This is a genomic window from Streptomyces rubradiris, from assembly GCF_016860525.1.
In the GTDB taxonomy this organism is placed as follows: domain Bacteria; phylum Actinomycetota; class Actinomycetes; order Streptomycetales; family Streptomycetaceae; genus Streptomyces; species Streptomyces rubradiris.
This window is the reverse complement of sequence record NZ_BNEA01000007.1, coordinates 166,278-189,055: the sequence shown is the minus strand read 5'-3', so window position 1 is coordinate 189,055 and position 22,778 is coordinate 166,278. Positions and strand designations below refer to the sequence as shown.

Here is a 22,778-nt window from a genome sequence, read left to right as displayed (position 1 = left end):
CGATGCGACGGGGGCGGAGCACATGGGCAGACGGGTCTGGACAGGCAGCGCGGGGGTGGAGGCCGCCGACGCGGTCTTCGCGCTGATGAGACGGCTGATCGACGGTTTCAGGGCGAACCCGCCGGTGACCCCGCTGGTGGTGCTGCAAGCCACCGAGGAGGACGAAACCGGCACCCTCGACCGACGGGTCGCCCAGGTGGTGGAGTTCGTCCGCCAGAGCCAGCAGCCGCGGGGGCTGATCGCCAAGCGGCTCGACGGCGGGGGCGCCCCGGACCCGTACTCCTCGGCCATCGACATGGTGCGCCAGCTGTGCGAGCACTCCTGGGACAACGCACGGCAGTCGCAGTACAAACCCTTCAGCTTCCCGCGCTCGCGCCTGCTGCGGGCCATCGAACAGGCCGCGCCCGAGGTCGGCGCCGAGGTGACGACGGTGTGGACGGCGGCCGAGCGTCGCGAACGCCTGATGCGCCGGCTGGCCGAGCTGCGCTGGCGTCCCGACGGTGGCTCCAGCGGCGAGGAGGGCCGGCGCCGCGTTCCGGCACTCGCGGAGGCCGTCGGCGCCGTCGTCAACCCCTCCGGATTCGCGGGGGCCACGTTCATCGCCTGCCTCAGCGTGCTGCTGGGCGCGGGCGGTTGGCGTACGGCGTTAGGGGGCGGCGCCCTGGCCCTGACGGTGTTCTGCCTGCTGCACCTGCTCGCGCGCAGCGCGCCGCCGCTGCTGTGGTTGCGCCGGGCCACCCGCTGGTTCGCGACGACCACCTTCCTGGCCCCGCTCAGCGACCGGCCGGCCGCCGCCGACTGGTCGCGCTGGCGGCCGACGAAGTCCTGGGAGACCATCCGGGGCCGCGCCTTCGCCGTCGCCCAGCAGGTGGTCGCGGCACAGGCGGGCGACTCGACGGCACGTCAGTTCCACCTCGAACTGCGCGTGCTGGCGCTGCTGGAGGACCTGCGCGAGAACTTCCGCCCGCGGGCGTTGGACCTGCGCCGCCGCAAGCGCACCGTGCCGCCCGTGGTGTATCTGCCCAGGGCCACCGAGGAGGACGGCGGTCTGCTCCTGCTGCGCACCATCAGCGACGTGCGCAGCCGCCGCAGCGAGGTCGATCCCCTGCTCGTGCTGGCCGCGGTCCCGGCGGCCGAACGCCTGCGGCCGCAGATTCCCGCCGCCCCGGTGCCGGCCACCGCACCCGGCCACCCCGACGCCGACGACGAGGCATTCGGAGCGGACACCAGGTACCAGCGGTGGGTGACCAACCTCAGCGCCGGCCAGTCCCCGGGCCGGGCCGCCACCCTGCCGTGGATCCTGCACATCCCGATATCCGGCGACGCGCTGCGCCACCGGCACTCCGCACAGCACTCCACGGACCGCATCCGCCGCACGCCCGCCTGGCTCCTGTGGTCCCGGCCCTGCCTCGCCGTGGTCCTCGCCCTCGGCCTGGCCGCGGGCTTTCTCGGCAACCACTACCTCGCCGGACGCTACTGCGAGGGCCGGCTGCTCGGCTCCAACACCGACTCCGGCCTCTACGACGGTCAGTGCGTCGGCGTCGCCACCGGGAACGTACGGCTCGCGCAGGGCAACACACTGAGTCTGTCCGGCGCCGGCAAGGGCGTCACCTTCGACGCGGTGGAGCGGGCGATCAAGGCCGAGAACGCGGCCATCGGCCCGAGCGACGCGTATGTGACGATCGTCTACGCCGGTCCGGTCACCGCCGCCAGGCAGGCCGACACCCGCAAGGGGCTGGAGGAGGTCACGGGGGTGTACCTCTTCCAGCACTACGCCAACGTCAGCACCGATCAGCCGACCAAGATCAAGGTCCTGCTCGCCAACGCCGACGAGGACATGCTGCACGTGGTCCCCATGGCCCGGCACATCGCGGACCTCGCGCGCCGCGACCGCTCCGTCGTCGGCGTGGTGGGCATGGGACGCGACACCACCGAGACCGAGCAGGCCGTCCGGATCCTCAAGGGGGCCGGTCTGCCCGTCGTGGGCACCACCAACTCCGGCAGCCACCTGGCGCGCAGGCTGTCCAACTGGTTCGGGCTGGCCGCCACCGACGAGGAGGAGGCGGACGCCCTGCTGGTCGTCGCCCGTCAGCTGGCCGCTCGGGAGAAGGGCGCCCAGGGCGCCGTGCTGTCCCGGTCCGTCGGCAGTGAGAAGGACTTCTACACCACCGAACAGGCCAGGGTGGGCAAGCAGATGCTGGCCGAGGCGGGCTTCGCCCCGGCGCCCTCGCGGACGTACCGGCTCAGTGCCAAGGGTGAACCCGAACTGACGACCCCCATCGGCGACATCTGCGGCAGCCGGCCCGTGCCGAAGGCCCTCTACTTCGCCGGCCGGGTCGAGGACGTCCCCAACCTGATGTCCCAGCTCGGCTCCACCCCCGGCTGTTCGGGACACCGCATCACCGTGTTCACCGGCGACGACCTCACCAAGAGCAACTACGAGGAGGGAGAGTCCCTCCGCATCCCCGACGAGGTCACCCTCTACCACTTCGCCCTCGCGCCCATGGACTGGCGGCGAGGACCGGTTTCTACATCGACGCCCACCGCGTCCTCACGCGTTTGCTGCCGGCCGGAGCACGGCGGACGGCGCTCGCCGATGCCACCCGGCCCTGGACCGACGCGCTGTTCTCCAGCGGCCAGACGGTGCTGTCCTACAGCGCCACGGCCGTCCTGTACCGGGCCGCGCGGAACGGTGACGTCCCGCAGACCGCCGCGGAGACCTGGGCCGACCTGCGCTGGCACCCCGTCCCGAACCTGCCGGTCGGTACGGTCGGCTTCGCCGGCAGCCGGCCCTACGCCGACCAGCGCGGTCACGCTCACGCGATCGTGCGGGTGAGCTACGACGACGGTGAGGTGCGGTCGGTGAACGTGTGCGGGCGGCCCGCGGGCAGCGAGGCGCCGCTCGTCGCACCCCCCGGCCCCAAGGGAGCCGACCCGGACACGATCTGCCGCCTGCGTTGACCCTGGTCGGCTTCAGCGGTTCACGGGCGGTGCGGTGACGCCGGGGCGGTGCGGTGGACGGAGACGCGGTGGATGGAGTGCGAGCGCGCCCTGCCCGCGGTGACCGCCCACGGCGTCACAGATCCCTGCGCATGCACACGCGCGGCCACCGGTCCAGGCCGTGGGCCGCCTCCCGCTCACGGATCTCCCGCAGACCAGGCGTGAGCATGCTGTCGGCCAGGACCCGGAAGCCGCAGCGCGTGTAGTAGGAGGCGTTCCACGGGACGTCGGCGAACGTGGTGAGGGTCAGGGCGGGCGCCTGCCGGCTCCTGGCATGGCCGGCCAGATGCTCCAGCAGGGACCTGCCCACCCCGCGCCGCGCACTGCCCGGATGCACCGAGACCTGCTCGACATGGAAACTGCCGTCGACGAGGTCGGCGATCAGGTAGCCGACCGGGACGCCGGCCGCGTCGACCGCCACCCAGGCCCTCCCGTCACGCTGGTACCGGGCGAGCGCGTCCAGCGGCAGCGGCTCGTCCTCGGCGATCTCCGGCATGCCTATGTCGTGGTACCGCTGACCGGCGGCCCTCTCGATGTCCTGGAGAACGGGCAGCTCGCTCACACGAGGGGATCGAATATCCATACGCTCATTGTCCGAAACGGAGCGTCCTGTGTGGGCAGATCCCTGTCACGCAGCGCATCCGACGCGGCCTCCGTCCCCTGTGCGGCCCCGGGTTCGAGGTGAACGGCTGAACCGGGCGGGCGGCTGTCGGACACGCCGGGCTCTTCCACGTCGGACCGCGGACGGGTGGCGCATCGTGTTCGCAGACCGTAGTCCTCCAGGAGGTGCGTAATGCGTCGAAGTGTATTGGTCACGGGCGCGACGAGTGGCGTGGGCCGGGGGGCCGCGCTGAAGCTGGCGAAGGCGGGATTCGAGGTCTTCGCGACAGCGCGGGACGAGGAGAAGGCCGAGAAGCTCCGGGCCGAGGCAGCCGAACGGGACGTGACGTTGCGGACGGTCCTGCTGGACGTCGCCGACGCCGACTCCTGCCGTGACGCGTGCGCACAGGTCGCGGAGGCGACCGAGGGCGGCCCCTGGGCGCTGGTGAACAACGCCGGCATCCCGCTGGCGGGCGCGGTGGAGGACATCGACGACGTGGCCGCGCGGCATCTGCTGGAGGTCAATGTGGTGGGCGCGGCGCGGATGGCCCGCTTGGTGCTGCCCGGCATGCGGAAGCGCGGCGACGGGCGCATCGTCAACGTCTCTTCCCTCGCGGGCCGTGTCACGGCGCCTGCGATGGGATGGTACTGCGCCGGCAAATCGGCGTTGGGAGCCTTGAACGACGCGCTGAGGATGGAGGCGGGGCCCGGCGGCGTCCAGGTGGTCGTCGTCGAGGCGGGCGCCTACGCGAGCGCGATCCAGAACCGCGCGGCTGACGCTCTGGCGGCACTGGCGGCCCGCGGGCAGACGGTGTTCGGTGACATGTACCGGGTGGCGGAGGCGGGGCTCAGGGAGTCCGCCACCCGTCTGCCGGGCTCGGAAGCCGTGGCGTCGGCCGTGTGCCAGGCACTCTTCGCCGCCCGGCCGCGCCCCAGGTATGTCGTCGGCCGGCAGGCGAGACTGGGGCCGGTCGCCGACGCGTTGGCGCCGGTACGGGTCAAGGACCACGTCAAGCGGGCGGCGATGGGCGCCGAGGCGCATCCGCTGGTCGCGTACGCGGCCCGGCGCTGGTGCACTCCTTGGTGAGGGTCAGGCCATCAGGCCCGCTCGGCGCCAGAGATGGTGCTGAGCGGGCCTGATCAGGTCCACCTCGGTGAGGAAGGCGAGCAGTTTCTCGCCGGACCAGCGCATGGTCTCGCGGTGGTGCGGGTTGTGGAGTGCCTGGCGCCGGGCTTCCTTGACGGGCAGCCCCACGTCGCCGTAGCGGTCGGGACGCAGGAGCGGCGGCACGGTGTAGTAGGCGACCAGAGCGGTCAGGACCCGGTGGCGGGCCAGGTGACCGCGGGAAGCGAGGCGGACCGCTTCGCGCAGCTCGGCGCGGGCGAAGCTGACGTGCCGGGCCTCTTCGCTGACGTGCAGTCGGCACACCGCCCGGAGCAGGGGCTGGACGCGTTCGTCCTGGGCGACCTCGCGTTGGAGTCTGTCGAGCACCTCTTCGATGACCAGGGCGCTGGCGAAGGTCGTGATGCCCTGGAAGAGCGGGTCGACCAGCGGGAAGGGGTACCGGACCCGGGCGGGGACACCGTGGTAGGGGCGGTCGAGTCTGTTCAGCAGCCGCCCGAACATGGTGATGTGCCGGGTCTCGTCGGCCATCTCGGTCAGGGCGTAGAAGGCGCGGGCGTCCAGGCCGCCTTGGGACATCAGGTACCGGGAGAACATGCGGATGATGGCCAGTTCGAACCAGTGGCCCAGCTCGGCCAGGTGTGCCGCCTCGTGGCGGGAGAGCTCGACGCGCTGGCGGTGGTTCATGCGTTCCCACAGCGGGGTGCCGTAGAGGGTGAGGCGCTCGGGCGGCCAGAACCAGGTGTCGGCCGGCAGGGGTGCGTCCCAGTCGATCTCGGTGCCGGGATCGTAGGAGCGGGCCGCGGTGGCGGTCAGGAGCCGCCGGGCGACGGCGTCGGGGGTCCGGGAAGAGGGCGGGGCCTGGTGGGTCATCAGCGATCACTCCTGGGGTGCTCGGCGCCCGTCAGCCCTGCCGGAGCGAGGGCCGGGCTTGCGGCAGGGGGCGGGGCGGGGGACTTGCGGCGGGGCCACGGACTCCACCATGTGGCGCGTCCGGCCAGGGTCAGTACGGCGGGGGCGAGCAGGCCGCGGACGACGGTGGCGTCGAGTACGACCGCGAGCGCGAGGCCGACGCCGATGATCTTCAGCAGGATCAGTTCCGAGGCGGCCAGGGCGGCCATGACGACGGCCAGCGTGAGGGCGGCCCAGGTGAACAGCCGCGCGGTGCGGTCCAGTCCGCGGACGATGGCGGCGGCGCCGTCGGGGGCGGTGTGCCGGTATTCCTCGCAGATACGCGCGAGCAGGAGGATCTCGTAGTCCATGGACAGCCCGAACGCGATGCCGAAGACGAGTACGGGCGTGAGCGCGTCGGTGGTGCCGGTGACGGGGAAGCCACCCAGCAGGCCGGCCAGGTGTCCTTCCTGGAAGACGAAGACCAGGGCGCCGAAACTGGCCGCCAGGCTCAGCGCGTTGAGCAGCAGTGCCGTGAGGGCCATGACCGGTCTCCGGGTCAGCGCCAGGGTGAGGGCGAACAGCGCGGCGCCCGCCAGGAACAGGCACAGCGGCAGGCGTGTGAACAGCGCTTGCCGCACGTCGTTCAGGACGGCTCCGGGGCCGCCGACGAGGACGGGGGCGGGAGCGGGAAGCTCGCGCAGGGTCCGGGCGAGATCGCGGTTGGCGCTGGAGTAGGGCTCGCCGGAGGTGGCCACCGACAGCCACACGCCGCGGGAGGAAGCGAAGGCCGAGGCGGTGGCGTCCGGTGGCCTCTTGTGTCCGTCCGCGGTGTACGTTCCCGTCGCCGTCTCCACCTTGTCCACGCCCGCCTGAAGGGCGACACGCCGGGCGTAGGCATCGAGGGCCGCGGCTTGCCGTCGCAGGTCGAAGCGCGGCAGGACAATGGTCGTCGGCGCGATGACGGCGTTGAGCTGATAGCCCTCGCGCAGCAGCGCGCCGGCCTCGGCGACGGTGGAGGACGCGGGCGCGACCCGGTCGTCGAACAGGCTGATCTGCACGCGCGTGAAGGGGGCGGCGAGCAGCAGCAGCGCGGCGGTGAGGGTGACGGTCACCAGACCCGGGCGTCGCATGGCGGCGCGGGCCGTTCGCCCCCACCGTCCCAGTGCCTCCGCCCGGTGCCCGGCGAGCCGGCGGGCGCGGTGCCGGCGGGGACGGATGCCGAACCGGTCGATGCGGTCTCCCAGCACCACGAGGAGAGCCGGCAGCACGACCAGGCTGCCGACGGCCGCGAAGGCGGTGACCGCCATACCGCCATAGGCGACCGAGCGCAGGATGGTGTGAGGGAAGACCAGCAGCGCGGCCAGAGAGAGGATGACGGTCCCCGCGGAGAACGCTACCGCCCGGCCTGCGGTGCGCAGTGTCGTACGAAGGGCTTCCTCGGTGCCGGTGGCGGCTTTCTCCTCCCGGTAGCGGGCGAGCAGGAAGAGGCTGTAGTCGACGGCGAGGGCGAAACCGAGCGCGGAGGAGACGTTGGCGGCACTCACCGCCACCTCGGTGAAGGAGGTGAGCAGCCGCAGCACGGCCGTGGTGCCCAGCACCGCCAGCACACCCACGGCCACCGGCAGCAGAGCCGCCACCACCGACCCGAACACCACGACCAGCAGCAGCGCGGTCAGCGGCAGGGCCAGCAGTTCCGCGCGCACCTGGTCCTCGCGCGCGGTGCGCAGCGCCTCGGCGCGTGAGGCCGCCTCGCCGGTGACCGCGACGTCCAGCGGGCCGTGGTGCCCGGCCAGCCGCGGCAACAGCCGCTCGGCCGTCCGGGTCGTCTCCTGCTCGCCCCCTCGAAGCCGTACCAGCACAAGGGCGCTGCGTCCGTCGGCCGCACGGAGCGACGGTGCCCCGGTGCGCCAGTAGGAGATCACTTGTGAGACCGAGCGATCGGCCGACAGGCGCTGTGCCAGCCGTTCCGCCTCGGCCGCCGCGCCAGGGTCCGCCACGGTCCGGGCGCCCGTTACGCGGGCGACGAGCACGAGTTGGGGCGGGGTGGCGCTGAATCCCCGCTGCAGGGCCCGGTCCGCGCGGGCCGCCTCGGTCGTGGTCGGCACGATGCCTCCGGGAGACAGCCGCGCGTGCGCCGAGACACCGAACCAGGCGCACACCGCCGCCAGCCCCGCGGCCATCGCCAAGACCACCCACTGCCTGGAGCCACGGGATCCACGCACCATCGCGACCGCCCTTCGCCAGGCAGGCATCGTCACCTTGTCGGGGCTCATGTGTAGCCACGGACGGAAGGCGGCAACATGCTGCCACCCCGTTGGGCGACCACCGCACCACCAAAACGGTCATGTATCAACACTAATGACGCATCAACAGAATAAAGGCGTCTCTATCGGCCCATTGTGGTCACATGAGTAACGTTCGAGCCCACCTGGCAGGGGCTGCCGTCCATCTGCCCGAGCGCTGGGTAAGCATGGAGGAAAGGGAAGCCCAGATCGCGGCCGCCAGCGACGGCTTCGTCCCGCCCCCTGGGCTGATCACCCAACTGACCGGGGTTCAGGGCGTACACCTCAGCGACGACGACGAGCAGGCGTCCGACCTCGCGGTGAGCGCCGCGCGCAAGCTCCTGGCCGACAGCGGAGTCCAGCCCGCCGAGATCGACCTGATGATCTTCGCCGCGGCCAGCCAGGACATGATCGAGCCGGCCACGTCGCACATCGTGGCCGCCAAACTCTCGCTGTCCTGCCCGGTGTTCGACGTGAAGAACGCCTGCAACAGTGTCCTCAACGCCCTGGAGATCACCCAGGCCCTGATCGCGTCCGGGTGCTACCGCACCGTCCTGATCACCTGCGGGGAGGCCCCCTCGGTCTCCGCCCGGCTCCGGGTCCCCGACGGCTCCGCGTTCGCCCGATCGCTGCCGGCCTACGGATTCTCCGACGCCGGCGCCGCTCTCCTGCTGACAGCGGACGAGACTCCCGGGGACCAGCCGCCCCGGGGCATCCTCGGCTGCCGCTTCGCCGCCGACTCCGCGGCCTGGCCCTCGGCCACCGTCCCGCACGGCGGCATCGCCTCGTTGCGCAGACGATCGGGACCGGAGGCGCCTGCCTTCTTCCGCATGGACAGCATGCGCATGCGCGAGAGCCTGCGGGCCCTCGGGCGTGACCATCTGCATCGCGCGCTGGGCGAACTCGGTCTCGGCTTCGATGACTTCGCGTTCATCGGTGTTCACCAAGTCGCCCTCGCCGACCTGGACGAACTCTGCGGACCGGAGATCGGCGTCCCCCGCGACAAACTGATCGTCACCCTCCCCCGGCACGGAAACGTCGCCTCCGCCTCCCTGCCCCTCCAGCTGACCCGCGCCATCGAGACCGGCAAGGCCCACCCCGGCGACCTCGTCGCCCTCATCGGCCTCGCCGCCGGCAGCAGTGCCGGCCTCCTGGCGCTCCGCCTGTGAAAGCCCGCCCTCCACGCCGAAGGATCTCGCGATGACCTCTACCTACGACACCGTGAAAACCGCGCTGACCAGCCACTTCAACATCCCCGCCGACACGGTCCGCGCCGATTCGACCTTGGAGGACCTGGGCCTGGACTCGCTCGCTGTCGTCGAACTGCTCTGCGTGCTCCAGGACGAGTTGGGCATGACCGTCCCCACGGGTCACGAAAACCTCAAGTCCCTCCAGCTCACGCTCGCCGAGACCGTGGCCATCATCGACGAAGCGCAGCCTTCCGCCCGCGCGGCCGAAGTCCTGGCATGACCACCCGTGACATCGCCGTCACCGGCATCGGCCTGGTCACGCCGGCCGGAACCGACGCGGACAGCACGTGGCGCACGGTGTGCGCCGGAACTCCCACGGCCGCGATCGATCCGGCTCTGGGCGACGTCCCCATCCCGCTCAGTTGCCGGGTGCCCCCGTTCGACGCCCAGGCATTGATCGGGCCCCAGGTGTGGCGGATGGACCGGTTCACCCACCTGGCCCTGATCGCCGCTCACGAGGCGGTGCGCAACGCCGGGCTGGACCCGGCGACCTGGGACGGAGCCCGGGTCGCGGTGGTCATCGGCGTCGGCTACGACAGCAAGGACCTCGTCGTCCCGGCAGTCCGCAAACTCATGGACGGCGCCTACCACAGCCTGTCACCGCTCCTGGTGCCCCGTACCACCACCAACGCGGCACCGGCGGAGATCTGCATCGCACTGGGCGCCCACGGCCCCAGCATGGCCGTCACCACCGCCTGTGCGTCGGGGGCGACCGCTCTCGGCACCGCCCGCGACCTCCTCCTGGCAGACCGCTGCGACATCGCGCTGGCCGGCGGTGCCGAGGCCCCTTGCCATCCTCTCCCCTCGGCGTGCTTCGCCCAGATGGGAGCTCTCTCCGGCCGCCTGCACGATCCGCAGGGCGCCAGCCGCCCCTTCGACGTGGACCGCGACGGGTTCGTGCTCGCGGAAGGCGCCGGTGTGATGGTCCTCGAACGCGCGGCGGACGCCCGTGCACGCGGAGCCCGTACCCGCGCCTATTTCAGCGGCTACGGTTCCTCCACCGACGGTTACCACTACGCGGCTCCGCGTCCCGACGGTACCGGCATCGAGCGTGCCTTCACGGCGGCCCTCCGCGACGCCGGCCTCGGTACCGCCGACATCGGGCACGTCAATGCCCACGGGACCGGCACCCCGATCAATGACCGCATCGAAGGCGCCGCCCTTGCGCGCTTGTTCGACAGGCACCCACTCGCTGTCACCTCCACCAAAGGGGTGACCGGTCACACGCTCGGCGCGGCGGGCGCCATCGAGGCGGTGCTGGCCGCCCTGACCCTCGAGCACCAGACCGTCCCGCCCACGGCCAACCTCGATCAGCTCGACCCCGATATCGACCTGGACGTCGTCGCCAAGGTGCCGCGCCCCCACCGCATGGAGGCCGTGGCCAGCAACTCCTGCGGTTTCGGCGGGCACAACAACGTCGTCCTCCTCCGACGCGCCTGAGGGGACGGGCCCTTCCGAGGCAGGCGCCGGTCACCAGACCGCGTGCGCCTGCCTCGGAGTCTGTCCGCGAGCCCCGGTCAGCCGGCCTCGCGCAGCGGATGGACGGTGCCGGTGAGGGTGCCGTCCTGCTGCTCGTAGTGGGACAGGGCGAGGCCGAGGCCGAAGAAGGTGGGTGCCCATTCGCCGACGAAGAGGCCCCAGCGGTCGGCGCGGGCCAGCCCGGTGCCCGGCTCCATCTTGAGGGAGCCGACCCAGGAGGCGACGCTCAGGCCGATGGAGGCGAAGGCGGCCATGTAGGCGTGTTCGCTGCGGATGCCCATGTCGTGCATCTTCTGGATGATCATCGGGCGTCTCCGTTCTTTCGGGTGTCCCCCCTGGAGTAACCCCCCATTTTCGTCTTATTCATCACTTATGTCCGTTTCAGCCTGGGAAGCGGCCCGTGGACCGCAGGTGCCAGCGCCGTTCCGCGTAAGCCAGGTCGTCCCGCCACAGGCGGCCCGCCGTGGCGCGTACCAGGGGGCGCAGCAGCGGCGCGGCCCGGCGGGCGACCGCGAAGCCCGGACGGGCGGAGGCGGCGACCACCGCCTCGATCACGGCGGTGCGGGGCCGCCCGGCCCCGTCCGCGCCGAGCGGGGTGGCGTGGGTCTCCACGACGGACCCCGCGCCCTCGCCCTCGCAGACGCGCATGACGACCGTACGGGGACCGGGCGCGGTGAACACGGCGCGGACCGGTACGACGATGCGGCCCGCAACCTTGAAGGACACGTCCACGGTGAGGGCGTCCGGACCGGCCGGGTCGGCGGGGGAGTCCACCACGGTCAGATCGACGAACGAGTACGGGTGCAGCCACGCCCCGTGCCACGGGTCGAGCCGGTTGGCCACCACGTCCTCCGGCTCGCAGACACCCACCCCGGTGTAGACGGCCGTCAGAGCGCGCGCGGGCTCGGGCCGGGGCGGTACGACCGGTGCGTCCAGGGGTTCCTCACCGCCCACCGCGTCCAGCCGCACCCACACCAGCACCCCGTCGTCGTGCACCGGCAGCGGCGTCCAGCCCGCGTACGGGCCGCCGTCCAGGGCCAGCCCGTGCCAGTGGCACACCAGCGTGCCGCAGCGCACCGGACTGTCCCGCAGCGGCGCCCCCAGGTGCGGGCAGCTCCCCGGGCCGGCGACGGGCCGGCCGTCGGGCCCCCGCCACACGACGACCTCCTGCCCCGCCACGGTCCGCGCCAGTTTGCCGTCCCCGCGCAGGGCCCGGGAGGCACCGACGACGTACCAGTTCCCGGACGGCCGCGCCTGCGCCCGCTTCAGCGCCCCGGCGATCAGCGCGGGCCGCGCCTCGCGCCACGTGGGCCGCTGCTCCTCCCAGGGCACGGCGCGGCGGCGCAGCGACAGCGGCAGGCGACGGCGGCTCACGCGACGCCTTCGGCAGCGGCGGCGGCCGTCGTCGGCGCGAGCGGGGCCGCGGGCAGCGCGCGGGCACGAGCGTCCGGCCGGTGCGGCAGGGCGGTCCGCGCCCGCAGCCGGACCGCCGCCACCCGGACCAGTCCGTCGGCGGCGACCACCGCCCTGCGCCGCCGCGACACCGCGGACCGCCGGTGCAGCACGGCATAGCCGTCCCGGGCGACGGCCTCCAGGATGCCGCCGTACAGGACGGCCGCGGTGCGGATGCAGGGCCGGGCCACCGGTTCGAGCAGCCCGATGCCGGGCACCGCCTCCCGGTACACCCCGCGGGTCAGCTCCGCGAACTCCCGGAGCGCGGCGGTGATCCGGCGGTCCGGGCGGCTCGTCGCGCGGCTCCAGGCCAGCAGGTCCCGGTCGACGCCGTGCCCGGCGAGCAGGTCTGTGGGCAGGTAGACGCGCCCACGGTCCAGGTCCTCGCCGACGTCCCGCAGGAAGTTGCTGAGCTGGAAGGCGACGCCGAGCGCGGCGGCGTACGGCTCGGCCTCCTCCCGCGGCGCCACCGTGCCCAGCACGGGCAGCATCTGGAGCCCGATCACCGCGGCCGAGCCGTGCATGTACGCGCGCAGGTCGGCGTAGGTGGGATAGTCCGTCACGACCAGGTCGGAGCGCATGGCGGTCATGAAGTCCCGGAAGTGGGCGTGGTCGATGGCGTAGCGGCGGGCGGTGTCGGCGAGCGCGCGCACCACCGGCTCGTCGCTGCCGCCCTGCCGCAGTCCCTCCGCCAGTTCCTCCTGGAGCCGGGCCAGGGCCCGCACCCGTACGTCCGTTCCGGTGCCGGGGTCGAGGGAGTCGACGATGTCGTCGGCCCAGCGGGCGAAGCCGTACAGGGCGTGCACGGCGGGCCGGCGCGCGACGGGCAGCAACCGGGTGGCGAGGAAGTAGGTCCTGCCGTGGCGGGCGTTGAGGGCCCGGCAGCGGTGGTAGGCCGCGCGCAGCGCCGGATCGCCGATTCCCGCCGCGTCCAGCTCCCGATCGGTCATCCGGTCCTGCCTTCGGTCGCGGGGGCCGCGGGGGCTGCGGGGGCCGCGGGGTCGGCCGGGAGGCTTCCCGGCGGCGGGGACTGCCGTGCGGAAGCCGGACAGTCCGGTGCGGCGGCCGGAGAGTCCGGTGAGGAGGCCGACGGTTCCCGCGTGGGGGCGAGGCGGTGGGGAGGCTCGTCATGCGGCCGTGGGGCGGCAGCCGCCTCCCGCCGGGCGGCCCGTGAGTTCGTGGGGGCCTGGGCGCCGGCCCGTTGCGGAAGACCGGCAGCGGGCGGAGAGGAGCGCGGGCGGCCGCCGCCACGCCCGGATACGCCCGTGACGCGGGCCGCCGCCAGTTTCCCCGACAGCAGTACGGTCGGCACGCCGACGCCGGGCGTGGTGCCGCAGCCGGCCAGGACCGCGTTCTGCGTGCCGCGTACCAGGTTGCGCGGCCGGAACGGCCCGGTCTGCGCGAACGTGTGCGCGGCCGAGAACGGGGTGCCGGCGGCGTGTCCCCGCGCGTGCCAGTCGGCCGGGGTGACCAGGCACTCCTCCTCGATGGCGGCCTCGATGCCGTCCAGTCCGCGCCGCTCCAGCTCCCGCAGCAGCGCATCCCGGTAGCGCGGACCGAGGTCGGACCAGGCCGCGGGGCCCGGGCCGATGTCGGTGTTGGGGCAGGGGGCGAGGATGTAGTGCAGGTGGCGGCCGGGCGGCGCGAGACCGGGATCGGTCGTGGTGGGACGGGTGACGAGCAGCGACGGGTCGCTCATCAGGCTTCCCGAGCGGGTGAGTTCGTCGAAAGTGGTGTGCCACGCCGCGCCGAAGGAGATCGTGTGGTGGGCGAGGTGCGGCCAGGTGCGGTCCGTGCCGGCGTGCAGCACGACCGCGGAGGGGGAGTGGCGCAGCCCGAGCGGCCGGCGCGGCCGGCGGCCGAGCAGCCGGTAGGCGACGGGCAGGTCCGGGGTGAGGACGACCGCGTCGCACGGGATGCGGCCGGCGTCGGTGACGACGGCCGTGACGCGCTCGCCCGACCGCTCCAGGCGGGTCACCGGTCGCCCGTACCGCAGATCGGCGCCGGCCTCGGTGGCCGCCTCCGCCATCGCCCGCGGCAGGGCGTGCATGCCGCCCCGGGGAAAGTACACGCCGGCGACGGTGTCCATGTAGGCGATCACCGCGTAGGCGGCCAGCGCCCGCGCCGGGGGCACACCCGCGTACAGGGCCTGGAAGGAGAACACCCGGCGCAGCCGCTCGTCGCTCAGGAAACGGCCGATCCGGGCGTCCAGGCGGCCGAAGCCGCCGAGGGCGGCCAGCCGGGCGAGATCGGTGTGCAGCAGACCGAGCGGCGAGTCGAAGTTGGCGTCGATGAACCGGCGTAGCTGCGCCCGGTACAGCCGCTGGAGCCAGTCGCGCAGCCGCCGGTAGCCCGCCGCCTCCGCCGCCCCGGCGAACCGCTCCACCTCCGCGGCCATCGCCTCCGCACCGCTGTGCACGTCGAGGGTGCTGCCGTCCGCGAAGCAGGCCCGGTAGGCGGGGTGCAGGGGGATCAGCTCCACCCGCTCGTACAGGCTGGTCCCGACGGCGGCGAACGCCTCGTCGGCCAGGTCGGGCATGGTCAGTACGGTCGGCCCGGTGTCGATCCGGTAACCGGCCAGGTCCATGCGTCCGGCCCGGCCGCCGGGCAGCTCCTCGCGCTCGACGACCGTGACCCGGCGCCCGGAGCCCAGCAGGTGCAGCGCCGCCGACAGCCCGGCGAGTCCGGCACCCACGACCACCACGTGGTCCGTGGGACCGGGCACGGTACGCGTCACCGGTCACCCTCCGCGCCACCGCGGGCACGGGCGGCGCGATGTACGGCGGCGTCCGTCTCCGGCCGCGCCCCCGCCGTCGCGAGCAGCAGATCGCGCAGCGGCCCGGCGCCCTCCAGATCGAGGACGGCGCCGTCGAAGTGCCGCAGCCCCCGCGCGGCCAGCCGGTCCACCTCGGCCTCCACAGTGGCGCGCGCACCCGTCGCGACCAGCACGTCCCGCACCTCCTCCAGGCCGCGCCCGGTGAGGGCCGGGTCACCGAGCCACCGGTCCAGCACGGCGAGCGCGGCACCGTCACCGGCGGCCTCGGCCCGCGCGCGGGCGACCGCGACCAGATAGGTGGGCTTGCCCTCCCGGATGTCGTCGCCGCACACCCCGCCGGTCACCCGCGGGTCCCCGAAGACGTCGTCCAAGTCGTCGCGCAGCTGGAACGCCATGCCGACACAGCGTCCGGCGTCGCCCAGCCGGCGCAGCGTCACGCGGTCGGCGCCCGCCACGGCGGCCCCCAGGGCGAGGGGCCGCTCGACCGAGTACAGGGCGCTCTTCAGGCAGGCGGCGCGCAGCACACGGGGCAGCGACCGCGCCTCGGCGGCGACCTGCCCCTGTACGTCCAGGTACTGGCCCGCCACCATCTCCGTGCGCATGTCGCTCCACAGCCGCCGCACCACCTCCCCGGTCCCCGGCGCCAGCGGTGTCTCGGCCATCAGATCGTCGGCCCAGGCCAGCGCGAGGTCCCCGGCGAGGACCGCCGCCGACTGCCCGAACCGCCCGGCCCGCTCGGGCCCGACCCGGTCGGCATACCGGTGGGCCAGGTCCGTGTGCAGTGAGGGCCGGCCACGCCGCAGTACGGCCCGGTCCATCACGTCGTCGTGGACGAGCGCGCACGTCTGGAGCAGTTCCAGGGCGGCCCCGATCCGCAGGGCCGCCCCCGCGGACGCCGCATCCCGGCCGGCGCAGGCCCGGCAGGCCCACCACAGCAGCCGCGCGCGCGTGCGCTTGCCACCCTGGAGAGTGAAATGCGCCACCCGTTCGGCCAGTTCCCCGCCGAACAGCGGATCCGTCAGCACTGCGCGGCGCAGCCTCTCGGCCAGCACCTGGCCGAGCACCCGGCCGACGGCGCCGGGCACGTCGGCGTCGATGTGCCGCACCTCGGCGGGCCCGGCCGGCAGGGGAACGGTCTCGCGGACGCGATGTCCCTCCCCGTCGTCGGCCACCGCCCCGTACGGCAGCGGCCCCACGGGCCCCGCCGCGCCCGGCGGCGCCGTCGCCGGGTGGTCCTTCGCGTGGCCAGGCCGCATCCCGGTTTCCCTCCGTCGTGTCCGTACCCGTCGTCCCGTCACCCGTTCGCCCGCACGCGCACGGACACGTGAACGCCCCGCGCGATCGCCGGGAACACCGGGGACCCGCCCCCTCAGCGTGCCGTGTCCGGCGCTCGGCCGCTCGCCACCAGGGGGTGCCCTGCATCCGCCGGGGTACACAATCCGCGATACCGGGCCGGGACGACGTGTCCTCGGCGGCCGGTCCGGGCACTCGCCGGGGCTGCGCCGGTCCGCCACCGGAGGAAGTACACGCAGGACCGGAGGAAGTACACGAAGGAGAGGAGACGCCGTGCCGGACACGGACGTGGCCGTCGTGGGCGCGGGCGCCGCCGGGCTGTCGCTGGCCCACCGGCTCGCCGGACACGTCCCCGGCCTGCGGACACCGACCGTGGTGCTGGTCGACGCGCCGCCCGGCCCGCTCCGGCCGCCCCCGCGGACGTGGTGCTACTGGACGGCGGGCACGGGACGGTTCGACGCGGCGGTGCGGGCCGAGTGGCGGCGGCTGAGGGTGCGTCCGCGCACCGGGGCCCCGGTCGAGGGCGACATCGACCCGCTGCGGTACCGCATGATCCGCTCCGACGACTTCGAGCGCCTCGTCTCCCGGGACCTGGCCCGCAGTCCCAACGTGCGGCGCCTCGAAGCGACCGTCGAAACGGTGGAGGACGTCCCCGGTGGCGCGCACGTCCACCTGAGGGACGCCGACGGCCGGGCGGCGGTGCTCAGCGCCCGCTGGGTGTTCGACTCCCGCCCCCTGGGCAGCCTCCCGGCCGCCCGTACCACCCTGCTCCAGCACTTCCACGGCTGGTTCGTGCGCACCGCCCGGCCCGTCTTCGACCCGGCCGCCGCCGAACTGATGGACTTCCGCACCCCGCAGCCCGCCCACGGCCTCTCCTTCGGCTACGTCCTGCCGACCGGGCCGTGCGAGGCGCTCGTGGAATACACCGAGTTCTCCCGGCGCACCCTCGAACCGGACCGCTACGAGGCCGCCGTGCGGCACTACGCCGACGAGGTGCTGCGGCTCGGCGAACGGCAGGTCCTGGCCACCGAGACCGGTGTCATCCCGATGACCGACGCGCCGATCGCCCGGCGGACCGGGGCCTCGGTCTTCCGTATCGGCGCCGCCGGCGGAGCGACCCGCCCCGCCACCGGTTACACCTTCGCCGGACTGCAACGCCAGACCCGGGCGGTCGCCGACGCCCTGCGCCGCGGCCGACGCCCCGTGCCGCCCGCCGCCCACCTGGCGCGCCACCGCGGCATGGACGCCGTCCTGCTGCGCGCCCTGGACAGCGGCCGGGCCGACGGCCCGGACCTGTTCGGCCGCCTCTTCACCCGCGTGCCCATGGCACGAGTGCTGCGCTTCCTCGACGGTGACACCCGCCCGCACGAGGACCTGTCCATCGGCCTGCGCGTCCCCGTGAAACCGATGCTGCGCTCCGCGCTGGAACTGCCCCGCCTGCCCCGCCGCCCCCACGACCTGCCCCCGGCACCGCGTCCGCCGGCGCCTGGCGCCACCCCGCACCTCCCCCCGACGGAGACCGCATGACACTGCTGCGCGACGAGCGACTCGCCGCCGCCTTCGACCACGCCGCCCGCGGCTACGACACGCTCGTGGCCGCCAACCCCGGCTACCACGCCCACCTGCGCCGCTCGGCGCGCCGGCTCGGCCTGCCCGCAAAGGGCCAGGGGCTGCGCCTGCTCGACCTCGGCTGCGGTACCGGGGCCTCGACGGCCGCGCTGCGATCCGTCCTGCCCGCCGCCCGCATCACGGCCGTGGACGCCTCGGCCGGCATGCTCCGGCGGGCCGCGGCCAAACCGTGGGCGGGCGGGGTGACCTTCGTGCACGCCCCCGCCGAGCGGCTGGGCGAGGCCGGGGTGACCGGCCCGTTCGACGCGGTGTTCGCGGCCTATCTCCTCCGCAACGTCACCGACCCCGACGCGGTGCTCGCCACCGTGCGCGGACTGCTGCGGCCGGGCGGCCGGCTCGGCGTGCACGAGTACACCCTCAGCGGGCGGCGCACGGACCGCGCGGTGTGGACGCTGGTGTGCCGGTGTGTCGTACAACCCGCCGCGACCCTGCTGGGGGACGGGCTGCTGTACCGGCACCTGTGGCGCAGCGTCGTGGACTTCGACACCGCCGGGCGGTTCGCGCGGCGGCTCGGCGCGGCCGGCTTCGACCGAGTCCGCGCCCTGCCGCTGCCGGGCTGGCAGACCGGCATCACCCACACCTTCGTCGCCCGCCGGGCGCACGCCCCGGAGCAGGACGCGTGAGGACCCAGGGCCGGCGCGCCGCGCGCCCAGGCCGCGACCGGCGAGCCCGCGTCCTGCCCGCCCCGCCCGGCACCCCCCGCGTGCAGGGGGCTCCGCCGTCGGTGGCGGTGGTGGGCGCGGGGATCGCGGGCCTGGCCGCCGCGACCGTCCTCGCCGAGCGCGGGGTGAGCGTCACCCTGTACGAGAAGCGGCCCTACCTCGGCGGGCGGGTCGGAGGATGGCCGGCGGAACTGCGCGACGGCACCACGGTGACCCTGAGCCGCGGCTTCCACGCGTTCTTCCGCCAGTACTACAACCTGCGCGGGCTGCTGCGCCGGACCGACCCCGGCCTGGAGCGGCTCACCGGCCTTCCGGACTACCCTTTGCGCCACGCCACCGGCCTGCGCGACAGTTTCCGGCACGTCCCGCGCACCCCGCCGCTCAGCGCGCTCGGCTTCGTCGCACTCAGCCCCTCCTTCCGGTTCGCGGACCTGCGCGCGCTGGCCCCGCGGGCGGCCCTGCCCCTGCTCGACGTGCGCGTGCCGGAGGTGTACGACCGTCTGGACGGCACCAGCGCCCACGCCTTCCTGGACGCCGTGGGCTTCCCCGAAAGCGCCCGCCACCTGGCCTTCGAGGTGTTCTCCCGCAGCTTCTTCGCCGACCCGCGGGAGCTGTCGGCGGCGGAGATGGCGCTGATGTTCCACATCTACTTCCTGGGCTCCGCCGAGGGACTGCTGTTCGACGTGCCCCGCGCCCCCTTCCCCGCCGCGCTGTGGGACCCGCTCGCCCGCCACTTGGCCCGGCACCGTGCCGAGGTGCGCACCGCGACAGCCGTCGAGCACGTCGCGCCCACCCGGGACGGCGGCTTCATGGCCGCCACCGGCCACGACGAGCGCCGCTACGACGGGGTCGTCCTCGCCCTCGACACCGCCGGGCTGCGCTCACTGGTCGGCCGCTGCACGGAGCTGGGCGACGCACCCTGGCGCGAGCGGATCGGACGGTTGCGAACCGCCCCGCCCTTCCTGGTCAGCCGGCTGTGGCTGGACCGGCCCGTCGCACGCGACCGGCCCGGCTTCCTCGGTACCAGCGGTTTCGGCACCCTGGACAACATCAGCGTGCTGGAGCGCTACGAGGACGAGGCGGCCGGCTGGAGCGCACGCACCGGAGGCTCCGTCGTCGAACTGCACGCCTACGCCGTACCGCCCGGAGCCGACCGGGACGTCGAAGAGAAGCGCCTGCTCGAACAACTGCGCCTCGTCTACCCGGAGACCGGCACGGCAACGGTCCGCGACGCCCGCCACGAGTGGCACGAGGACTGCCCCCTGTTCCCGGTCGGCGGCTACGGCGACCGCCCCACCGTCCGCACCCCGCACCCCGGGCTGGTCGTGGCGGGCGACCTGGTCCGCACCGGCCTGCCCGTGGCCCTCATGGAACGGGCCGCCACGAGCGGTTTCCTCGCGGCCAACACCCTGCTGGAGCGGTGGGGCGTACGGGGCCAGACACTGTGGACGGTGCCCGACCGCGGGCGCAGCGCACTCCTCAGGGCCCTGGCCACGTGCGCAGGGGACGCGGTGCCGCTGCGAGCAGGGCGTGGTGCCCTCACGCTGGAGGAGTAGTGCCGCCGTTCGCGAAGGAGATGCTCGATGGCGAGGGACCGAGACGAGGGCAGTGAGTTCGAGAAGGGCGACAAGGTGGCCTGGAAGAGCCACGGCGGCCAGGCCGAGGGCGAGGTGGAGAAGAGGATCACGGAACGTACCGAGGCGGCCGGCCGTACGGTGAACGCGTCACCGGACGAACCGCAGTACCAGGTCCGCAGCGACAAGTCCGGCAGACCCGCGGTCCACAAACCGTCCGCGCTGAGGAAGAAGAAGTGAGGCGGCGTGGACGACGACGAACGCAAGGAGGTCTGGGACTACTTCCGGGACCTCGTGAACATGACACCGGCCGAGCTGGACACGTGGCTGGAGACGGATGAGTCCCGCGCCGCCGGGCAGCACAAAGGGGGAGGAGAGTCCACCGGGCACGCGTCCGGCCGACGCATCACACAGATCCTGCGGGCGGGGAAGAGCGACCTCACGGACGACGACTACCTGCACATGCGCAAGGTGGTGGGCTACATCCGCCGCCATCTGGCCCAGCGGCCGTCGGGAGACGTACGCGACACCCGGTGGCGGCACTCCCTGATGAACTGGGGCCATGACCCGCTGGCCTGACGACCAGCGGCCGACGACCATGTGAGCCCGCGGCGCCCGCGACCCGGCGCCGGGCCCGGAGCATCCGGCCCGGCGTCGGCCCCCCGCCGGCGCTGACGCCCTCGGTCGCCCAGGGGTTCTCAGTTTGCGGGGTGGGACCCGGGGGTGTGGCCGAAGGTGCGGCGGAAGACGTCGATGAAGGCACTGGTGGACGACCATCCGCACTGGTGTGCCACCGCGGTCACCGGCATCCGCTCGGTCAGGAGGACCAGTGCGTGATGGAGCCGGAGTTGGGTGCGCCACTGGGGGAAGGTCATGCCGAGGTCGTCGCGGAACAGCCGGGACAGGGTGCGGTCGCTCGCCCCGACCTCGCGGCCGAGTTCGGCGAGGGTGCGGCCGTCGCCCGGAGCGGCTCGCAGGATGTCGCACAGGGCGCGCAGCAGGGGTGACGTGGGGGTGGGCAGGTGCAGCGGCTGCTGGGGGGAAGCCCGTAGCTGGTCGAGGAGCACCGCGCGCAGGCGGGCCCGTTCGGGGCTGTCGTCGTCCTCGGCGCCTGTGTAAGCGATGATCAGTTCGCGCAGCAGTGGGCTGACGGCCAGTACGGTCGGTGTGTCCAGGCCGAGTGGGTTCTCGGTGGCGGGCAGCCCCAGCAGGTGCAGGTCGATCTCACCGTGGGCCCGGTGCGCGTGCACGGTGCCGGCGGGCACCCAGATGGCACGGGTGCCCGGGGCGATCCAGGTTCCCTCGCTGGTCGTGACGGCCAGCACGCCGCGGCCCGCGTAGATGATCTGGTGGTCGTCGTGCCGGTGCGCACCGATCGAGCCGCCGGGCGCCAGCGACTGGGTGCGGGTCGGGGCTACGGGCTCGTGGCGGATTTCCGTCATCACGTGGCAGTTTATCGGAAGCGCGACATGATGCCGGGCGCGGAACATGGCGGGGTGCGAAGGAACACATCGATCGTTCTGCTGTCCGTGGGTCACGCGTGTGTCGACATCTACCAAGGTGCTGTGGCGGCCCTGGTGCCGTTCTTCGTCGCCGAGCGTGCCTATACGTACGCGGTCGCCTCGGGCATCGTGCTGGCGGCCTCGCTGTTGTCCTCGGTGGTGCAGCCGGTGTTCGGCGCGCTCACCGACCGGTGGGCCATGCCCTGGCTGCTGCCGGTCAGCACGTTCTCCGGCGGTGTCGGTATCGCGCTGAGCGGCCTGAGCGGTTCTTACCCGCTCACCCTCGCATGCGTCGCGATATCGGGGATCGGGGTGGCCGCTTACCACCCCGAGTCCGCCCGGGTCGCCCGCATCGCCGGCCGGGGCAGTCACCGCGCCATGAGCTGGTTCGCCACGGGAGGCAGCATCGGCTTCGCGCTGGCCCCGCTCATGGTCGCCGCCGTGATGGCCGCCGGAGGACTGCGTTGGACACCCCTGCTGGTGTTGCCGGCCCTCGCCGGTACCGCCATGAGCCTGCCCGTGGTGCGTGCTGTGCGGCGCGGGCAGGCCACCGGACCCCGCGTGACGGTGCCCGCCGGAAGCGACAACATCGCCTCTTTCGTGAGACTGTCACTGGCCGTGGCCTTCCGGTCGATCGCGTTCATCGGTCTGAGCACCTTCATCTCGCTGTACGCCCGCCAGCGTCTGGGCGGCGGCACGGCCGCGGGCACCGCGGCCCTGACCGTGCTCTACCTCGGCGGTGCGATCGGCTCGGTACTCGGCGGGTCCCTGGCCGCCCGCTGGGACCGGGTGACGGTCTCGCGCTGGTCGTACCTGATCACGGCCGCGGCCGTCGCGGGCGTGGTGTGGGTGCCCGGCCCGGCCCTCTACCTGTTCGTGGCACTGACCTCGGCCGGCCTGTATGTGCCCTTCTCTCTGCAAGTCACGCTCGGCCAGGACTACTTGCCCTCCCGCGTCGGCACCGCCAGCGGGGTCACCCTGGGCCTGGCCGTCAGCATCGGCGGCCTGGCCGGCCCCGCCATCGGCGGCCTCGCCGACGCCACCTCCCTGCGCACCGCCCTGGCCCCTGTCGTCCTGATGCCCCTGCTGAGCTGGCTGCTTCTGCGCACCCTGTCCGAGCCGAACGTGCCGCGGTTCCGGACCGAGGTGCCTGCGAAGGGGGACGACGCCGGTACGGCCCTCGGTCCCGCCCCTGCCGACTCCCGCTGACCAGCCCCTCCTGCCACCGTGGTGAGCCGACGGGCACCCGACGCCCAGGACCA

General features: G+C 73.7%; 19 protein-coding genes and 1 pseudogene. 11 read left to right on the top strand and 9 right to left on the bottom strand.

Annotation, left to right across the window (positions count from 1 at the left end):
* Positions 1–22: 22 nt before the first annotated feature.
* Positions 23–2,961: pseudogene (locus Srubr_RS10155) on the top strand (type 1 periplasmic-binding domain-containing protein).
* A gap of 115 nt (positions 2,962–3,076) precedes the next feature.
* Here Srubr_RS10155 and Srubr_RS10150 read toward each other — a convergent pair.
* Positions 3,077–3,583 (bottom strand): GNAT family N-acetyltransferase, encoded by a 507-nt coding sequence (locus Srubr_RS10150; RefSeq protein WP_189997790.1) that lies wholly within the window; start codon positions 3,581–3,583, stop codon positions 3,077–3,079.
* A 210-nt stretch (positions 3,584–3,793) separates the two neighbouring features.
* On the opposite strand from Srubr_RS10150, the gene Srubr_RS10145 reads away from it, so the two are divergent.
* On the top strand, positions 3,794–4,687 hold the full coding sequence (locus tag Srubr_RS10145; RefSeq protein WP_189997789.1) for an SDR family NAD(P)-dependent oxidoreductase: 894 nt from the start codon (positions 3,794–3,796) through the stop codon (positions 4,685–4,687).
* Between the two features lie 3 nt (positions 4,688–4,690).
* Here the strand turns inward: Srubr_RS10145 and Srubr_RS10140 are convergent, their stop codons facing one another.
* Together Srubr_RS10140 and Srubr_RS10135 are read right to left on the bottom strand one after the other, a co-directional pair.
* Positions 4,691–5,596, bottom strand: coding sequence for an AurF N-oxygenase family protein (locus Srubr_RS10140; RefSeq protein WP_189997788.1), 906 nt, complete (start codon positions 5,594–5,596; stop codon positions 4,691–4,693).
* Positions 5,596–7,797: an MMPL family transporter gene (locus tag Srubr_RS10135; protein WP_189997787.1), complete on the bottom strand. Its 2,202-nt coding sequence runs from the start codon at positions 7,795–7,797 to the stop codon at positions 5,596–5,598. The genes Srubr_RS10140 and Srubr_RS10135 overlap by 1 nt, the downstream gene beginning before the upstream one ends.
* A gap of 227 nt (positions 7,798–8,024) precedes the next feature.
* Here Srubr_RS10135 and Srubr_RS10130 point away from each other — a divergent pair, with 227 nt between their 5' ends.
* Genes Srubr_RS10130 through Srubr_RS10120 form a run of 3 tightly spaced genes read left to right on the top strand, consistent with a single transcriptional unit; the run spans position 8,025 to position 10,589 of the window.
* Complete coding sequence (locus Srubr_RS10130) at positions 8,025–9,068, top strand: 3-oxoacyl-ACP synthase III family protein (protein WP_189997786.1); 1,044 nt, start codon at positions 8,025–8,027, stop codon at positions 9,066–9,068.
* Positions 9,069–9,099: 31 nt separating this feature from the next.
* Entirely contained in the window at positions 9,100–9,369 is a 270-nt protein-coding gene (locus Srubr_RS10125) for an acyl carrier protein (protein WP_189997785.1), read from the top strand.
* Entirely contained in the window at positions 9,366–10,589 is a 1,224-nt protein-coding gene (locus tag Srubr_RS10120; RefSeq protein ID WP_189997784.1) for a beta-ketoacyl-[acyl-carrier-protein] synthase family protein, read from the top strand. The genes Srubr_RS10125 and Srubr_RS10120 overlap by 4 nt, the downstream gene beginning before the upstream one ends.
* Before the next feature lie 77 nt (positions 10,590–10,666).
* On the opposite strand, the gene Srubr_RS10115 is transcribed toward Srubr_RS10120, so the two are convergent.
* The 5 genes from Srubr_RS10115 to Srubr_RS10095 form a co-directional block, all read right to left on the bottom strand.
* The gene (locus Srubr_RS10115; RefSeq protein WP_094375375.1) at positions 10,667–10,933 is read right to left on the bottom strand and encodes a hypothetical protein; all 267 of its coding nucleotides are present in this window, start codon (positions 10,931–10,933) and stop codon (positions 10,667–10,669) included.
* 76 nt (positions 10,934–11,009) lie between these two features.
* Positions 11,010–12,002, bottom strand: a complete 993-nt coding sequence (locus Srubr_RS10110; protein ID WP_189997783.1) for a DUF5914 domain-containing protein — start codon at positions 12,000–12,002, stop codon at positions 11,010–11,012.
* Positions 11,999–13,030, bottom strand: a complete 1,032-nt coding sequence (locus Srubr_RS10105) for a phytoene/squalene synthase family protein (protein WP_189997782.1) — start codon at positions 13,028–13,030, stop codon at positions 11,999–12,001. The genes Srubr_RS10110 and Srubr_RS10105 overlap by 4 nt, the downstream gene beginning before the upstream one ends.
* Entirely contained in the window at positions 13,027–14,817 is a 1,791-nt protein-coding gene (locus Srubr_RS10100) for a phytoene desaturase (protein WP_189997781.1), read from the bottom strand. The genes Srubr_RS10105 and Srubr_RS10100 overlap by 4 nt, the downstream gene beginning before the upstream one ends.
* A complete protein-coding gene (locus Srubr_RS10095; protein ID WP_189997780.1) occupies positions 14,814–16,112 on the bottom strand; it encodes a polyprenyl synthetase family protein in 1,299 nt (432 codons plus the stop codon). The genes Srubr_RS10100 and Srubr_RS10095 overlap by 4 nt, the downstream gene beginning before the upstream one ends.
* A gap of 310 nt (positions 16,113–16,422) precedes the next feature.
* Between Srubr_RS10095 and Srubr_RS10090 the strand changes: the two genes are divergently transcribed.
* Genes Srubr_RS10090 through Srubr_RS10070 form a run of 5 tightly spaced genes read left to right on the top strand, consistent with a single transcriptional unit; the run spans position 16,423 to position 20,593 of the window.
* Entirely contained in the window at positions 16,423–17,676 is a 1,254-nt protein-coding gene (locus Srubr_RS10090; RefSeq protein ID WP_189997779.1) for a lycopene cyclase family protein, read from the top strand.
* Positions 17,673–18,401, top strand: coding sequence for a class I SAM-dependent methyltransferase (locus Srubr_RS10085; RefSeq protein WP_189997778.1), 729 nt, complete (start codon positions 17,673–17,675; stop codon positions 18,399–18,401). Before Srubr_RS10090 ends, Srubr_RS10085 begins: the two co-directional genes overlap by 4 nt.
* Positions 18,398–19,996, top strand: coding sequence for an FAD-dependent oxidoreductase (locus Srubr_RS10080; protein WP_189997777.1), 1,599 nt, complete (start codon positions 18,398–18,400; stop codon positions 19,994–19,996). Before Srubr_RS10085 ends, Srubr_RS10080 begins: the two co-directional genes overlap by 4 nt.
* Positions 19,997–20,023: 27 nt before the next feature.
* Positions 20,024–20,254, top strand: coding sequence for a hypervirulence associated TUDOR domain-containing protein (locus Srubr_RS10075; RefSeq protein ID WP_189997776.1), 231 nt, complete (start codon positions 20,024–20,026; stop codon positions 20,252–20,254).
* Positions 20,255–20,260: 6 nt separating this feature from the next.
* On the top strand, positions 20,261–20,593 hold the full coding sequence (locus tag Srubr_RS10070) for a DUF3140 domain-containing protein (protein WP_189997775.1): 333 nt from the start codon (positions 20,261–20,263) through the stop codon (positions 20,591–20,593).
* Positions 20,594–20,712: 119 nt separating this feature from the next.
* Here Srubr_RS10070 and Srubr_RS10065 read toward each other — a convergent pair whose 3' ends face one another.
* Positions 20,713–21,456 (bottom strand): AraC family transcriptional regulator, encoded by a 744-nt coding sequence (locus tag Srubr_RS10065; RefSeq protein ID WP_189997774.1) that lies wholly within the window; start codon positions 21,454–21,456, stop codon positions 20,713–20,715.
* Between the two features lie 54 nt (positions 21,457–21,510).
* Between Srubr_RS10065 and Srubr_RS10060 the strand changes: the two genes are divergently transcribed.
* Complete coding sequence (locus tag Srubr_RS10060) at positions 21,511–22,725, top strand: MFS transporter (RefSeq protein WP_189997773.1); 1,215 nt, start codon at positions 21,511–21,513, stop codon at positions 22,723–22,725.
* The last annotated feature ends 53 nt before the right edge of the window (positions 22,726–22,778 follow it).

Bases quoted from the DNA above. Each gene is read 5' to 3' on its own strand.
- Srubr_RS10150 (WP_189997790.1), bottom strand. From the start codon at position 3,583: ATGGATATTCGATCCCCTCGTGTGAGCGAGCTGCCCGTTCTCCAGGAC.
- Srubr_RS10145 (WP_189997789.1), top strand. From the start codon at position 3,794: ATGCGTCGAAGTGTATTGGTCACGGGCGCGACGAGTGGCGTGGGCCGG.
- Srubr_RS10140 (WP_189997788.1), bottom strand. From the start codon at position 5,596: ATGACCCACCAGGCCCCGCCCTCTTCCCGGACCCCCGACGCCGTCGCC.
- Srubr_RS10135 (WP_189997787.1), bottom strand. From the start codon at position 7,797: ATGGCCGCGGGGCTGGCGGCGGTGTGCGCCTGGTTCGGTGTCTCGGCG.
- Srubr_RS10130 (WP_189997786.1), top strand. From the start codon at position 8,025: ATGAGTAACGTTCGAGCCCACCTGGCAGGGGCTGCCGTCCATCTGCCC.
- Srubr_RS10125 (WP_189997785.1), top strand. From the start codon at position 9,100: ATGACCTCTACCTACGACACCGTGAAAACCGCGCTGACCAGCCACTTC.
- Srubr_RS10120 (WP_189997784.1), top strand. From the start codon at position 9,366: ATGACCACCCGTGACATCGCCGTCACCGGCATCGGCCTGGTCACGCCG.
- Srubr_RS10115 (WP_094375375.1), bottom strand. From the start codon at position 10,933: ATGATCATCCAGAAGATGCACGACATGGGCATCCGCAGCGAACACGCC.
- Srubr_RS10105 (WP_189997782.1), bottom strand. From the start codon at position 13,030: ATGACCGATCGGGAGCTGGACGCGGCGGGAATCGGCGATCCGGCGCTG.
- Srubr_RS10095 (WP_189997780.1), bottom strand. From the start codon at position 16,112: ATGCGGCCTGGCCACGCGAAGGACCACCCGGCGACGGCGCCGCCGGGC.
- Srubr_RS10085 (WP_189997778.1), top strand. From the start codon at position 17,673: ATGACACTGCTGCGCGACGAGCGACTCGCCGCCGCCTTCGACCACGCC.
- Srubr_RS10075 (WP_189997776.1), top strand. From the start codon at position 20,024: ATGGCGAGGGACCGAGACGAGGGCAGTGAGTTCGAGAAGGGCGACAAG.
- Srubr_RS10065 (WP_189997774.1), bottom strand. From the start codon at position 21,456: ATGACGGAAATCCGCCACGAGCCCGTAGCCCCGACCCGCACCCAGTCG.